9 protein-coding genes are annotated in these 15,770 nt (G+C 45.3%); 6 read left to right on the forward strand and 3 right to left on the reverse strand.

From position 1 onward, the window contains the following. Window positions 1-250 precede the first annotated feature (250 nt). The 3 genes from QZ938_RS28455 to QZ938_RS28465 all read right to left on the reverse strand — a co-directional run bounded on the left by QZ938_RS28455 (window position 251) and on the right by QZ938_RS28465 (window position 2,829). On the reverse strand, window positions 251-919 hold the full coding sequence (locus tag QZ938_RS28455) for a 2OG-Fe dioxygenase family protein (RefSeq protein ID WP_293155048.1): 669 nt from the start codon (window positions 917-919) through the stop codon (window positions 251-253). Between the two features lie 441 nt (window positions 920-1,360). Next, on the reverse strand, window positions 1,361-2,122 hold the full coding sequence (locus tag QZ938_RS28460) for an aldolase/citrate lyase family protein (protein ID WP_293353761.1): 762 nt from the start codon (window positions 2,120-2,122) through the stop codon (window positions 1,361-1,363). A gap of 194 nt (window positions 2,123-2,316) precedes the next feature. After that, on the reverse strand, window positions 2,317-2,829 hold the full coding sequence (locus QZ938_RS28465) for a hypothetical protein (RefSeq protein ID WP_293155042.1): 513 nt from the start codon (window positions 2,827-2,829) through the stop codon (window positions 2,317-2,319). A gap of 133 nt (window positions 2,830-2,962) precedes the next feature. Here QZ938_RS28465 and QZ938_RS28470 point away from each other — a divergent pair, with 133 nt between their 5' ends. The 6 genes from QZ938_RS28470 to QZ938_RS28495 all read left to right on the forward strand — a co-directional run bounded on the left by QZ938_RS28470 (window position 2,963) and on the right by QZ938_RS28495 (window position 15,318). Further along, on the forward strand, window positions 2,963-5,065 hold the full coding sequence (locus QZ938_RS28470; RefSeq protein ID WP_293353763.1) for an FAD-dependent oxidoreductase: 2,103 nt from the start codon (window positions 2,963-2,965) through the stop codon (window positions 5,063-5,065). A 486-nt stretch (window positions 5,066-5,551) separates the two neighbouring features. Then, a complete protein-coding gene (locus QZ938_RS28475; RefSeq protein ID WP_293353765.1) occupies window positions 5,552-6,628 on the forward strand; it encodes an RNA-guided endonuclease TnpB family protein in 1,077 nt (358 codons plus the stop codon). Between the two features lie 202 nt (window positions 6,629-6,830). Beyond that, entirely contained in the window at window positions 6,831-7,658 is an 828-nt protein-coding gene (gene map, locus QZ938_RS28480; protein WP_293353767.1) for a type I methionyl aminopeptidase, read from the forward strand. A gap of 389 nt (window positions 7,659-8,047) precedes the next feature. Then, window positions 8,048-8,740 (forward strand): response regulator transcription factor, encoded by a 693-nt coding sequence (locus QZ938_RS28485; RefSeq protein WP_293155027.1) that lies wholly within the window; start codon window positions 8,048-8,050, stop codon window positions 8,738-8,740. A 432-nt stretch (window positions 8,741-9,172) separates the two neighbouring features. Then, complete coding sequence (locus QZ938_RS28490) at window positions 9,173-9,514, forward strand: hypothetical protein (RefSeq protein ID WP_293353769.1); 342 nt, start codon at window positions 9,173-9,175, stop codon at window positions 9,512-9,514. A gap of 602 nt (window positions 9,515-10,116) precedes the next feature. Then, window positions 10,117-15,318: a hypothetical protein gene (locus QZ938_RS28495; protein WP_293353771.1), complete on the forward strand. Its 5,202-nt coding sequence runs from the start codon at window positions 10,117-10,119 to the stop codon at window positions 15,316-15,318. The last annotated feature ends 452 nt before the right edge of the window (window positions 15,319-15,770 follow it).

Genomic DNA, 15,770 nt, shown 5'->3' on the forward strand with positions numbered 1-15,770 from the left:
TGCGCTTCAGCGCTCAAAGGCACGTAGTTGCGCTTCAGCGCTCAAAGGCACGTAGTTGCGCTTCAGCGCTCAAAGGCACGTAGTTGCGCTTCAGCGCTCAAAGGTACGTAGTTGCGCTTCAGCGCTCCAAAGGTATAGCCTTTTTCAAAAAGTGAGGTATGACTGATACGTTATGTAACCCTTAAACTTAGAGGGCTGAAGCCCAACAACGTACCTTCGGAGCGCTAAAGCGCAACAACATACCTTATGCTCAATCAGTAAGCAAACTCGGAGAAGTGATCACAAAGACATCCCTAGTTCCCACCCCTTCCACTTCCGGTTTAATCGGCGTAGTAAAGTGGAAAAACTCGTGATCGTTAACTAACAGCAATTCTCCCGGATGCAGAATTTTATTAAAAACAGGCTTCTCTTTCTTCGCCAAATACAAATGCGTTTCCCCGCCCACAATATTAGTGCGATCGACCGAGAAAATCGCGATAAAATCAGTACCATCTTGGTGAATGCCTTCCGGTGCGGGATTGCCGAAATTTTTCGGCGAACAACTCGTCCTGATTTGATGCACTCCGATTTCAGCTTCCGGGTGAATTTTGCATGAATCGAAGAAAGCAAAAATCAGTTGTTTGAAGTTATCGAGTGCAATTAGCCGATCGTCCAATTCAGCAAATTCCCGCCGGATGTCGCCCACCACCGGATTGTACTCTTTACTTTGAAACAAATAGCCGTGAGGTAACTTAACTAACTCATTTCCGTTCACGACAAACCGCGACAATCTTCTCGAACGATACTTGCCTTTAATATAAGGATCCACAGGCATATCGTTAAAAAATGGCTTGAAACCTTCTAGCTTAATCGAGTTTACTTTCTTAAAAGTAAACATGAAAGCATAGTCCAAATGAATGGATTCTAATACGGTTTTCATGGATTATTCTCCTTTAAGCCTTGCTCCCCTCCTAAGTTTTGCCTTAAGAAGGTTTATACTTCTACTCTAGCTCAGGTTTTTTGAATGAGTCGTAAAAAATACTACAAAATTTGCAAAGATATCGTAAAGAAGGAAGAAGGAAGAGGGAAGAGGGAAGAAGACATATAGCATTTTTCAGAAAGATGAGGGCATAGGGCATAGGGCATAGGGCATAGGGCATAGGGCATAGGGCATAGGGCATAAGTTTCCGCAGGCATAGCTCACTTTTTTGAGAACCGCTATACACAGCAAGCTTTTTAGCGATCGCAATTTCACGTTTAATTAAGTGAATTTACTTAGCAATTAAGAGGGAAGAAGGAAAAAAAAGAGGTAACAAGACATACATAGCAAGCTTTTTGGCATCGCAATTTCAGCTTTAATTAAGTGGATTTACCTAGCAACTTAATTCCGCACCGATTTCACCAGCGACTGACAAGCCCGCAGGAAGACGGCAACATCGACCCCAACTGCAACGTACTGAACGCCAGCATCAATCCACTGCTTGGCGATTTCGGGGTTGTCGGCAAAAGTACCTGCGGCTTTGCCTGCTTTGCGGATGGTTTGCACTGCTTCCTGCATCATGTCCATGACTCGCCGATCGCGAACTTGGCCCGGAATGCCGATCGACTGTGACAGATCGTAAGGCCCCAAAAAAATCACATCAATATGAGGGACTGTCACAATTTCTGCCAGGTTCTCGATGCCACCTTTACCTTCGATGTGAATCACCACCAAGGATTCTTCATTGAGTTTGTCCGTGATATCAACGCCCGCAGCAGTATAACGTCCCGCCCGCGTAGCGAAAGAAAGGCCGCGCGCGCCCAGAGGACTGTATTTAGAGCTTTTGACAGCAATTTCGGCATCGATTTTGCTTTCAATTTGAGGTATTTGAACCCCTGCGCTGCCGATATCGAGAGCTCGTTGAATTTGCGGCCCGTCGTTTTTGCGGACGCGGACGATGGGTGCAATTCCAACGCAGTCGGCGGCGCGGCACAAATCTTCAGCAGCAAGCGGGTGCAGGGGGCCGTGTTCCATGTCGATGACGGCGAAATCAAATCCAGCATGACCGCAGATTTCCATGAATGCGGGATAGGCGCAGTTCATAAATAAGCCGAGGACTGTTTCGCCTTGTTTGATTTTTTGTTTGAGTTCGTTTTGACGCATAAGTTTGGAGTTTTTAACCGCAGATGAACGGGGATTGACGCGAATTATTTTAAATTTTATATAGCGGTTCTCAAGGGTGGTGAGGTATGCCCGATGCCCGATGCTTTTAGGCCCGATGCCCGATGCCCGATGCCCATGAATAGCTCATTGTTTTGAGAAATGCTATAACTCACAAAATCCCGCAACAAGTTACTTTATGTTAAGAGAATTGACATAAATTTTATAGCTGATTTTGCTTCTATTTTAAAAGGAATCAAACACAAAAGCCATGCAAAAATAAACATTCCTAATATCGGTAAAAATATTGGGCCCACAGAGGGTTCTACGAACCAAGCAAATAAAGCAAACATTCCAATACTGCCCGTTGTCCACAACCAAAGAATCATAAATGCCAGGACTATTTTATGTAAAGTCAGCCTAATTTTGATGGAACAACCAAACGGTTGAGAATGGATATCTCCTTCGATAATTGGCAAAAATGAATTGCGGCCCGTGATGATGCGACTGATTTTGAAGGTATTGCCAGAAATTGTTCCTTCGTAAGGTTTTGCAGGTGGCGGCCCGAAGGGTAGAGTTACTCTAAAAAGTTTGGGAGGAGTGACAACTTCGTCCAACCTGTGCAAAACTTCCGAAAAAGTTAAACTTGTCGTAATTGTTAAACTCTCAAAAGGAATCAAAGATCTAAAAAATTTGACGATTTTAAGCATAAGGTTTATCCTGCTTTTATATAGTTGTTGATGGTATTTATGCCTCTTGTATAAAAAAGTTTGCCCTGACAGCACGGCGAAATACCAGTATACTGCAAAATAAACATTTGGATGCGATGAGTGTTGTTCACTTATGTCTAAATTGATTCCACAATCTCCGATTAAACTGCGACGGTATCTATTTTCTTCGCTCAAAGGTCGATCGCTCGTCACCTTCACCCTCAGCCTGATTACCTCCCTCTCGGCTATTACCCCAGCCTTGGCTGCGCTTCCTCGCAATCCAGACAAAGAGGAAACTTGCGACATTCTCGTAGCCGGTGGCGGGCTAGCAGGTGCTGCTACCGCCTACGAAGGTTTGCTGGCGGGGCGCACCGTTTGCATCACCGAAATTACTGACTGGCTGGGCGGTCAAATTTCCTCCCAGGGAACCTCCGCACTCGATGAAAGAGACACTCAGCGATCGCTCTTATTTTACCCGCGCGGCTACCTAGAACTGCGGCAGCGCATCAAGGAACATTACGGGAGACTAAATCCCGGCGGCTGTTGGGTTAGCTATTCGTGTTTCATGCCCTACAACGGCCACAAAATTCTATCTGACATCTTGCAAGATGCCGCCGAAAAAGGGAAAGGCAAACTGAAATGGTTTCCCAATACGGTGATTAAAGAACTAGGAATTACTCCAGCCCCGGCGGGGAATGCGGTTGGGGGCCAACAGATTAAAAGTGCGATCGCGATTCAACACAAACCAGCCGCCAACACCGGGCCAATCAACACCGAAACTCTGTCTCAAACTATCGAAGACGCCTATCGCTACGAAAACTCGGCGCGATTTAACAAAACTATTATTCGGTTTACTTCCAAACCGCCCAACCAGTCAAAATCAAAACCGAGAGGTGCCGATTGGTTCGTGGTAGATGCGACTGAAACAGGCGAATTAATCGGACTTGCCGATGTTCCCTACCGCCTCGGAATTGACCCGCGTTCTCCTCTAGAACCTTCCTCCGCCAGCCCCACCGGCGACACTTACTGCACCCAAGGTTTTACCTACACTTTTGCCATGGAGGCAACGAAGGAACCGCAGCAGCACCAACAGCCGTCTTTCTATCAACAATACGCTCCTTACTACAGTTATGAATTAGCGAGATTAGCTAGTTTTCCGCTAGTTTTTAGCTACCGCCAAATTAGGAGCATGAGACCGGATGAGCCGCGCCCTGCCGACCCGAAGCAATTCCCGATTTATCCTGGGGATATTTCCATGCAAAACTGGACGTGGGGGAATGATTACCGTCCCGGTTCTGCCGAGGATAATTTAATTTATTCTCGATCGCAATTGGCAGCAAACGGTCAACTGCAACCTGGCGGCTGGATGGGCGGTTTGCGCGCGGAAACTTTGCGCCGCGGCGAAGAAAATGCGAAAGGATATTTCTACTGGCTGGTAGCAGGAACTACTGACTCGCAATTAGGTAACGGAGTGAAAAAGCCTTATCCTAACAATCGCTTTTTGAGCGGCTTGAATTCGCCAATGGGGACGGTGCACGGACTTTCTAAGTATCCTTATATGCGCGAGGGGCGGCGGATTATTGGGCGGCCGACTTTGACTCAACCTCAAGGTTTTACGGTGTGGGAAGTTGATATGTCTCGCAATGATTTTAAGACAGATTTTTACCGCCAGAATTTGTCGGAACAAGAGTATCGAAATTTGTGGCTGGCTTTGGGAGGCTTGAATGCGCCGGCTTTGGCTGTGGGAATTCAGTCTGTTGAGGAGACAAAATCGCGATCGCGCGCCACGATTTATCCTGATAGTGTGGGTATCGGTCATTATGCGATCGACTTTCACCCCTGCATGACCAACAGCCCCCCAGAAGCACCAGGAAACACCGAACGCGAAGGCACTCGCAAAGGTCAAGGATCGGCTTATCCGTTCCAAATTCCGCTGCGGGCAATGATTCCTCAAAAGATTGACAATATGTTAGTGGCGGGTAAAAGTATTGCTGTCAGCCACACGGCGGCGGCTGCTTATCGAGTGCATTCCTTTGAATGGTCTGCTGGGGCTGCTGCTGGAGTTACCGCCGCTTTTTCCCTGGAAAAGGGGATTATACCCTATGAATTGGTGGACGAATTGCCGTCCCGCGAGCCCAATTTGGAGGCGTTACAGTTGCGGTTGCAGCAAAATAAGAATCCGATCGCATTTCCGGGTACTTCTATTTTTAATAGTTCGTGGCAAAACTGGAAATAAATAAGAAGTCAGTTGTCCGAAGGAAGAGGGAAGAAGGAAGAGGGAAGAAGGAAGAGGGAAGAGGGAAGAGGGAAGAGGGAAGAGGGAAGAGGGAAGAGGGAAGAGGGAAAACAAGAGGATTGTCTCGATTATCCCCGATTATCCCCGATTATCTCCCTTTCGCCCTCCCCCTCTCCCCCTCTCCCCCTCTCCCTCTCCCTCTCCCTCTCCCGTGCAGATTATCAAGAAAAATATTAAGCTAACTAGAGGACTAGCGATCGACAATTCGGACAAGACACTCGTTTTGGCCCAAAAAGCCCGCTATTTGGGGTTTTTGCTTTTATAGCAATCGCCCCAGCAGTGAGGAGATAAATAACCTCAGGAATAGAGCTAGTACCTAGCTAGCGAATAAATAGACAAAATAGTACACTTGTAGACAAATCTACGATGTACCATTACAAGATGTGACAGAATTAAACAAAGAAATGAGCGTGTTGAGGTCGAACAATGCTTTTGTCCATCAAAACAAAGTTAAAGCTGAATAGGGTTCAAGCAACGGTTATGAGTAAGCACGCAGGAATAGCTAGGTTTACTTATAATTGGGGATTGGCTACTTGGAGTAATCTTTATAAAGATGGATTAAAGCCAAACAAATACCTGCTTAAGAAATTCTTCAACAATCATGTCAAACCTGAGTTTACATGGATTAAAGAGAAAGGAATCTGCCAGAAGATAACTCAATACGCCTTTGATAATCTTGGAGACTCCTTTTCCTTATTTTTCTCAAAAAAAGGTGGATATCCCAATTTCAAAAAAAAAGGACATCACGACTCTTTCACGATTGATGCAGGTGGCAAGCCGATCCCCGTGGGAGGTACGTCTATAAAGCTGCCAACAATCGGCTGGGTAAAAACTCACGAAGGATTGCCACACACTACCTGTAAGTCAATCACCATTTCACGTACTGCCGACAGTTGGTTTATCGCTTTTGCTTACGAACAAAGTCACGAATCAACGGTCAAAAGTCATGACGTTGTAGGAGTTGATTTGGGAGTGAAAGAATTGGCTACCCTTTCAACTGGCGTAGTATTTCCAAACCCAAAGCACTATAAAGCGCATCTGGCAAAACTCAAGAGATTATCAAGAGTTCTTGCGAGAAAGGTCAAAGGTTCTGGAAATAGATATAAAGCTAAAGTCCAGTTAGCGAAACATCATGCAAAGATAGCAAACCTCAGGAAAGATACTCTGCATCAAATCACTACTTACTTATGCAAAAACCACGCAACAATAGTAGTAGAAGATTTGAATGTCAGTGGGATGCTAAAAAATCACCAACTAGCACAGGTAATAGCTGATTGTGGATTCCATGAATTTAAACGTCAGTTAGAATACAAAGCTAAAAAGTTTGGTTGTGAGATAATCGTTGCTAATCGCTGGTTTCCATCAAGCAAAACCTGTTCAAACTGCGGGCATATTCAAGATATGCCACTAAAAGAAAGAACTTACAACTGTGGAAGTTGCGGTCGTTCGATGGACAGGGACTTAAATGCAGCGATTAATTTATCACGGTTGGCTAAACCGTGAAAGCTTACCGAGGGATAACCGCTCCCATGCTCCCGATGAAGTAAGAAGCAAATGTCTAGACTTGTCTAGTATTTGTATAGCAGCCTCCTAACCCATAGCATCAACGGTTTGATTTCCTGACTGTGCAACTGTCCACTGTCCACTGTCAACTGTCCACTGCTATACCCGCCCTCAAATCACAAAATTACCTGACATTCAATACATGAATATTTTTAGCAGTCTGCTTTCTGGGCCCACTAAAGAACCCCAAGTCACAAAACAGCGTCGAGGCATTGAAATTAAGTCGGAACGCGAAATCGAAATAATGCGGCAAGCAGCGAAAATTGTCGCCACGGTTCTGAAAGAAATTTCTCAACTTGTGAAACCGGGAATGACTACTGCTGATTTGGATGTTTATGCCGAAAGACGCATCCGTGAAATGGGTGCAACTCCAAGTTTTAAAGGTTATCACGGTTTCACTGGTTCAATTTGTTCTAGCATCAATAACGAAGTTGTTCACGGCATCCCCAGCCCTAAAAAAGTAATTCGGGCCGGAGATGTTCTGAAAGTAGATACGGGAGCATATTATCAAGGTTTTCACGGCGATTCTTGCATCACGATCGCAGTTGTGGAAGTGACACCGGAATCGGCAAAATTAATTAGAGTTGCAGAAGAAGCTCTCTATAAAGGTATCGAACAAGTCAAGGCTGGTGCTTATTTGCTCGATCTCGCTGGTGCGATCGAGGATCATGTCAAAAGCAACGGTTTTAGCATTGTTGAGGAGTTTACAGGCCACGGTGTCGGGCGCAATTTGCACGAGGAACCGTCGGTTTTCAATTTCCGCACCCGCGAAATGCCTAACGTGAAATTGCGATCGGGTATGACATTGGCGATCGAACCGATTTTGAATGCAGGTTCTAAGTACACTCGCACGCTTGCTGACAAGTGGACTGCTGTAACGGTTGACAATGCGATGTCGGCTCAGTTCGAGCATACTGTGTTGGTGACGGATACCGGTTATGAAATTTTGACCGATCGTTCAAAAGTTTAAGTCGGAATGGTTCAAGAATAATCGTGAGATTGCCGCGCGATCGCGAACAACTATGCGCGGTTTTGAGTTGTGAATAAAAAAACTAATCAGTTTTTAATCATTGGATTAAAACAAAACTCAAACCTCTTGAATTTAACCATAATACGGTTTAGTTAATGATGTTTATCCCCCGGAGATCCCCCTAAATCCCCCTTAAAAAGGGGAGTAGGGGTTGACTTTGAGCAATTTCTTGTCCCCCCCTTGGCAAGGGGGGGTAGGGGATCAGGTTTAACTGAACCGTATAGGAGTTTAATCGCAATTTTTGGAGTTGCTTCTATAGATGGAGTGAAAAAATAGTTGAATTCGGCTAAATTAAAAGATAATAGTAGTAAAACGTAAGGGTAATGGATATGTCAGCAAGACTATTATTGGTAGATGATGAACCGGGCTTGCGGGAAGCGGTACAAGCTTATTTGGAAGATAGCGATTTTTCGGTTGAGGTTGCCAGTAATGCTCGGGATGGCTGGGAATTATTGCAGCAGATGAATCCGGATTTGGTGATTTCAGATATTATGATGCCGCAGGTGGACGGCTATCAGTTTCTCAAGCAAGTGCGGGAAGATCCTCGCTATAAGGCTTTGCCGGTGGTGTTTTTGACGGCTAAGGGGATGACGGGCGATCGCATTCAAGGCTATCAAGCAGGCTGCGATGCTTATCTTTCTAAACCCTTCGATCCCGACGAGTTAGTGGCAATTGTCACGAATTTGCTGGCCCGCCGCGCGGCGGCTAAGGAGACGGGCGGCAATGCTGAAAGTCCTGATATTGCTGCTTTGGCCAGCCAAATGGCGAGAATTGAGTCTTTGTTAAGCGGGCGAAGTGCGATCGTCCAAAGTAGCTCGTCGGTTAAAATTGATTTGACTCCGCGAGAGCAAAGTGTTTTGGATTTGGTTGCTCAAGGTTTGATGAATAAGGAAATTGCCCGCCGCTTGGAAACTAGCGTGCGGAATGTGGAAAAGTACGTCAGCCGTTTGTTTAGCAAAACTGGTACTAACAGCCGTACTGAGTTGGTTCGCTACGCTCTCGAACACGGTTTGACAAAGTAACAAGCGCCTTACTTTTGCTAGTTTCTCTTCCTCGCCACCCTGCGTTACCAGGAAGAGCCTAGTAACGAGAATTATACGAGTTGACGGTTGTAGGGGCAGTGCCCCCGTGCCTGCCCTCTTCGTTGTTCGCCGTTTTTAGCCTGAAATAGACACTCGCCCTCATTTCCAAAATTACCTACAGGAAAACCTGATTGTTTAAGAGTTTTCACGTAATCAATAGAAACGGGAAGAGTTAGCCAGATACCCTCCGTCAGGCAAATTTGCCCCGAAGTGTCACAGATCTGGGTATTTTTTGTCGAAAATAAGCGACTATTAAATAATAGCAGCGCTCTCAAGTAGCGGCGGATGTTTAAATTTATAGCAGCACCAAAATTTAGTTGATACTAGGAGGAGATTATGGGGAAAATCACGGCGCGAAAAACGATAAGTGCAATGGTAGCACTGCCGCTCGTACTAATTGCCAATAACAGTCAAGCTTTAGCTACTGATACCGGCCAGAAAATCGAGCCAAACAAGCAAGTTTCTAATTTAGGTGATGAGCTTGATTTAGAGATGGTGGCACCAACCACAACAATCCTCATTGAAGAAAGCGAAGATTGGGATCGACCTGATTTTTCAGCTACTAATTTAGATATGGAGATTGATAAAATTCTACTCGAAAATGCGATCGAAAATGTGCAAATGGTCATTGAGGAACCGCCGCCCGTAGTTTATCTCAGTGCGGCGAGGGGCCAGCAAAGCAGGGAATGCAAGATTTCAGCCGTTTGCGAATAACTGCATCGGATTTGTATGATTTTTGGCGATCGACTTTTTTGCTCGGGAGAATGTGAGCCACCGAGGGTAAAAAAATCAGTGAAATCCACGGGATTGTCCTGAGATTATGATAATAACAGAGTATGTATTTCTTCGGGTATGTTTTAAGGGCGATCGGCTAAAATAATCGGACGGTTTCAGATCTGAGGTACGGGCAGCTAAAAACAAGGTACGTTGTTGGGCTTTAGCCCTAAGAGTTTAATTGGTTATATAAGCTGTCAGGCATACCTCATCTTTTTGAGAAAGGCTATATTTATTATATCGTTGACCGTTGCATAGGAATGATTTAACCGCAGAGAACACAGAGGACACAGAGAGAGAATAGAACTCTGAATAATTGTGATGTTAGAGGCTGCTCCCGAATCCGATCCCCCCTAACCCCCCTTAATAAGGGGGGGGATAAGATTCCGCTCAAAGTCCCCCTTCTTAAGGGGGATTTAGGGGGATCGAGATATATGCAACGACCCATTAAATTGGTATCAACAGTCAACAGTCAACTGTCAACTGTCAACTGTCAACTATCAACTGTCAACTGAAAGCATCTATCAGGATTTTCAAATATTATGGTTAATTCGCACTGCCACCAAGACACCGCAGCAGAGCAAAATAAAAGTGCTCTGCAAACTCTCTCCCGGACTCTTTCAATGTCTCAGGGGCAATTTTCGCTGATTTTGGTGCGGTGCAATTACAGTGCGATGCGAGAGCAAACTGTACGGCAATTGCGGCAGCAGTCTGGTGTCGAGATTCGAGAAATTGTCCTCCCGAAATCTGTTAAAACTCTGTACACGACGATAGAAACTGAACTTGATGGCAGCCAACCTCAAGCTTTAATGGTGTTTGGATTGGAATCGGTAAGTGCAATAGATAGGGTACTAACATCTACCAACTACGTCAGGGAAGAATTTCGCAATAATTTTCCCTTCCCAGTGGTGCTGTGGGTGACAGACAAAATCTTAAAAAAACTGATTCGGTTAGTCACAGATATCGAGACTTGGACGACAAGTGTTGAATTTGTGCTGGGCCCAGACGAGTTAGTGGATTTTTTGGGCAAAAGTTGCGATCGCATTTTTGCTAAGATTTTAGAAAGTGGCAAATGGCGTTTAAGTAACTCTGCCATTCTCGGAGCCAATTCTTTAGCTGAATTAGAGTCGGCGAGACAAGACTTGCAAACTTGCAACATCAGGTTAGAACCAGCTATTGAAGCAAGCTTGCAATTTATTCGCGGTCGAGACGAATATGCTGGCAACCGCATCCATGCAGCTCTTGAATTGTATCAAAAAAGTCTGAGTTTTTGGAAGTATCAAGTAGCATTTATCGGCCCCAAAACAGAATTTAGCGATTTGTTATTTACCGTTCACCCTGCACCAGTATTAGAGGGAATTCTAGTATTTCACATCGGTCTTTGCTACCGTTTTCAAGCAGAAAAGCACCGCAGCGGCAACCGTCCTTACTGGACGGAAGCTAAAAATTATTTTCAGCAATGTATTGATGTTCTAGAACGAGCGGGACAGCCGGATGCCGTCGGTATATTCATCAATCAACTCGGCGAAGTATTGCAGCATTTAGAAGATTGGGATGCACTCTGGAATTTAGCTCTGAAAGCTCGGAGGTTACATGAAAATATGGAAAACTCAACAGTTAATTTGGCTCAAGATTACGGCTTTTTGGCTAGAGTAGCCTTAGAGCAAAAGAATTGGCAAGGGGCAAAAGAATGGGCTTCAGTCGCCCTACAATCTCTCAACTCAAAATTTGAAGCGACAGGACACGGAACGCCTCTCAAAGCGCAGCATCTAGGCTTATATCTGTTAATTTTAGCAGAGGCCCAGAGCGAGTTGGGTGAGATTGACGAGGCGATCGCACATTTAGAGCTAGCTCGATCGCAAACCGAACCTTGCTACAACCCGCAACTGTATTTGCGCGTTTTAGAAATGCTGCGAGGATTCTATTTTCAGCGGGGAGAATATCTCAAAGCATTTCAGCTCAAGCAAGATTATCGAGCGGTAGAACATACGTATCGCTTCCGAGCTTTTATTGGAGCCGGAAAATTGCAGCCGCACAGAGAAGCGATTAATCCCGCCGAAACAGTTGCCGCCGCTCCTACTATTGCTGACGAAATTACCGCTTCTGGTAGAGAAGCAGACCTCAATCGCTTGATATATAGGATGAACAATACCCCGGACAAACTGACAGTAATTTACGGTCAGTCTGGAGTTGGTAAAAGTTCCATTGTCACCGGAGGATTAGTGCCGGCTCTCAAGCAAAAAAAGATCGAAATGCGGACTGTTTTGCCTGTAGTGCTGCAAGTTTACAACAACTGGCCGCGGGAATTGACCAGACAGTTATCTGCCGGGAAAGCTGAAATATTCGATCGCGACATTTTCGATGCAGTACCGGGATCGGCTTCGGGAGATTTGAGCGCAGCAGGCGCAGTCAACGCCAATCTGCGGCTGGAATTTAACGGCGGCTCGTCGGTTGGAGCAAGCCAGGATCTGATTGAGCAGTCACAGCCTGTAGAAGTAATTGTCGAAAAACAGGCGATCGAGTATGAGAAAATCATCAAAGAGTTGCAAACAAATTCAGAACATCTAGTGACTGTTCTGATATTTGACCAATTTGAAGAATTCTTTTTCGTGTGGAAAGAGCCTGCGGAAAGACAGATATTTTTTGATTTTTTGCGGGAATGCTTGACAATCAAGTATTTAAAAGTCGTCCTGTCTTTGCGGGAAGATTACCTGCACTATTTGCTGGAATTTTCCCGACCCAAAGACCCAACAAAAATTATCAATAATGATATTTTAGCCGACGTTCTTAGCAAAGATATTCTGTTTTATTTGGGTAATTTTTCCCAGAGCGATGCGCGAGCGGTAATTCGCACTTTAACCGAACGATCGCAGTTTTACTTAGAACCGGAGCTGATCGAAGAATTAGTCAAAGATTTAGCTGGAGAATTGGGAGAAGTCCGCCCGATCGAACTGCAACTTGTGGGCGCTCAACTCCAACAAGAGGACATTAGAACTTTAACTCAATACCAGGAACTGGGCAACAGTCCCCAACAAAAATTAGTCGAAAGATTTCTCGAAGAAGTCATCAAAGATTGCGGGCCAGAAAATGAAGGAGCTGCCCGCCGAATTTTGTATTTTCTCACAGATGAAGATGAGATTCGACCCCTGAAAACCCGCGCCGAATTAGCCTCCGATCTAGCGATATTTGCAGCCACTGATAAATTAGATTTAGTCTTAGAACTGTTAGTCAAATCCGGTTTAGTTTTTCGGTGGACTGAACTACCCGCAGAGCTTTATCAGCTCGTTCACGACTATCTAGTTAGCTTCATCCGGCAGCAGCAGGAATTAGATAAAAAAGCAGAATTTGAGGAACTCCGCAAACAAAACCAAATTAACCGAGATGAAATTGAACAAATTCGTAAAGACAGAGAGCGAGATGCTTTGCTGTCGGAAGCTAGAGAAAACCAGCGCTTAGCTAGAGACAAACAGCACCAAGCGGAAGCTCAACTTTATCAAAGTCGGAGATGGCAATTGCGGGCGGCAATTCTAGGAGTGCTGGTACTCGGAGGTGTTTCTTGGATAGGATTCGAGCAAGCAAAATTAGCAGAAAGCGCGCGGCAAGAAGCAGAAACAAGTCGGACTGATGCCTTAAATTCTGCGTCGGAGGCGTTGGTGCTTTCCAATGAAAAAAATCAATTAGGAGTGTTAGGAAATAGTATCAAAATCGGCAGTGATTCTCTGAAAAGTACCGCACTGCCTGTGGATACTAAAAATAAAATTGCTGAGAGGCTCATACAAGCAGTTTCGGGGGTGCAAGAAAGCAACCGTTTCGAGCAGCACAGCAAGTCTGTTTTGGATGTGAGCGTGAGTCCCGATGGCAATTCAGTTGCTTCGGCAAGTGCTGACAAAACTGTTAAATTGGTCAGCAAATCAGGTAAGTTGTTAAAGACTTTCAAGCACGGCGATACTGTGACGAGTGTTAGTTTTAGCCCGGATGGGAAAACGATCGCAACTGGTAGCGCCGATCGCACAATCAAAATTTGGCAAGTAGATAACGACAAAAGTGCGATCGCCACCTTATCCGGCCACCGCGATATCGTCACCAGCGTCAGTTTCAGCCCTGACGGCAAAACCCTAGCTTCCGGGAGTCACGACAACACCGTCAAAATCTGGAACCTGGAAACAAAAAAATTGCTGCAAACCTTAACCAAACACAAAGACTGGGTACTCGGCGTCAGTTTCAGCCCCGACGGCAAAACAATTGCCTCAGCAAGTGCTGACAAAACTATCAAACTTTGGAATCGCAAAGGTAAAACCCAGAAATTTCAAATTAATCCCAAAACATTAACCAAACATTCTGACTTTGTTCGCAGCGTTAAGTTTAGTCCCGACAGCCAACAACTCGTCTCAGCCAGTGCCGACACCACAGCCAAAATTTGGAATCGAAAGGGTGAGGAAATCAAAACTCTCAAAGGACACAACGATGGAGTTGTCAGCGCGAGTTTCAGTCGCGACGGCGAAAAAATTGTCACCGGCAGCGCCGACGATACGGTAAAAATTTGGAGTCGCAGCGGCACTTTGCTCAACACTTTTCGAGGACATCAAGACGACGTGAGGGCCGTAACTTTCAGCAGCGACGGCACGATTGCTTCCGCCAGTAGAGACAAAATGGTAAAACTTTGGCAACCAAACAGCACTCCGTTGAATAAGATTTTATCGGGCCATGGAGATTGGGTTTATCAAGTCAGTTTTAGTGGGGACGGCAAAACAATTGCATCTGCTAGCGGCGACAATACAGTGAGACTTTGGCGCCCTGATGGCAGTTTAATCAAAACCTTAACAGGACATAAGGATTCTGTTACCTGGACGAGCTTTTCGCCGGAGAATAAAACTGTAGCTTCTGCCAGCGATGACAAAACGGTGAAAGTCTGGAATTTAAACGGAAAACTGTTAGATACTCTGCCTCACAACGGCATTATCAGAAGCGTCAGTTTTAGTCCAGATGGCAAAATAATTGCCGCCGCCAGTGCCGATCGCAAATTGTACCTTTGGCGCTGGAATGGCACAAAAGCAACAATGCTGGCAAAACTCGAGCACAGCAATCCAGTAATTAGCGTTAGTTTCAGCCCTGACGGCAAAACAATTGCTACGGCTACTGCTGCTGAGAATAAGGCAAGCGGAACCCAAAATGATGCTGAAACGGCTGGAGAAAAGAGAGTTTACCTCTGGCAATTTAACGGTACATCGGCGAAGATGCTGAAATCTCTCGATCACGCAGACAGTGTAAGAAATGTCAGTTTCAGTCCAGATGGTAAGACTATTGCTGCTGGTTGTGCTGACAAAAAAGTTTATTTGTGGGGTTTTGATGGTAAGGCGGCAAATTTAACTGAAAAACTCGACCACAGCGATACAGTCGAAAGCGTGAGTTTCAGCCCAGACAGCAAGTTGATGGCGGCGGCGAGTGCGGGAAATACCGTTAAGCTGTGGAATTTTGACGGCAAGAAGGCACTGCTATCGAAGACATTGGAATCGGGCGATCGGGTGTTGAGCGTTACTTTTAGTTCAGACAGCAAAACTCTCGCTTTTGCTAGCAGGGATCGGACTGTAATTCTGTTACCTGTAGAGAATTTGGAGCTAAATAATATTATTGCTCGGAGTTGCGAGTGGTTGGGGGATTATTTACAGAATGACCCAAATGTCGCCGAGGGCGATCGATTGCTTTGTCTTGGGTTTGGGAAGCAGTCGTTAAATAAAAAGAAATAAACCTTAAGGTACGTAGTTTGCGCTTCAGCGCTCTTAGGTACGTAGTTGCGCTTCAGCGCTCTTAAGGTACGTAGTTGCGCTTCAGCGCTCTTAGGTACGTAGTTGCGCTTCAGCGCTCTTAGGTACGTAGTTGCGCTTCAGCGCTCTTAAGGTACGTAGTTGCGCTTCAGCGCTCTTTGGTACGTAGTTGCGCTTCAGCGCTCTTTGGTACGTAGTTGCGCTTCAGCGCTCTTTCATAAGTAACCAGGCAAAATTCAGAAATACTCTGTACGCTTGTAAGCATTTCAAGCGAAATCCCGTACAATTAATTCTGCACAACTATTTATAGCAAAGAGCGCTCAAGCGCAACAACGTACCTTTAAGAAATCTATCTAGCGAAATCCCGTACAATTAATTCTGCACAACTACTTATAGCAAAGAGCGCTGAAGCGCAACAACGTACCTTTAAGAAA

Source organism: Microcoleus sp. CAWBG27, from assembly GCF_020883145.1.
GTDB lineage: Bacteria > Cyanobacteriota > Cyanobacteriia > Cyanobacteriales > Microcoleaceae > Microcoleus.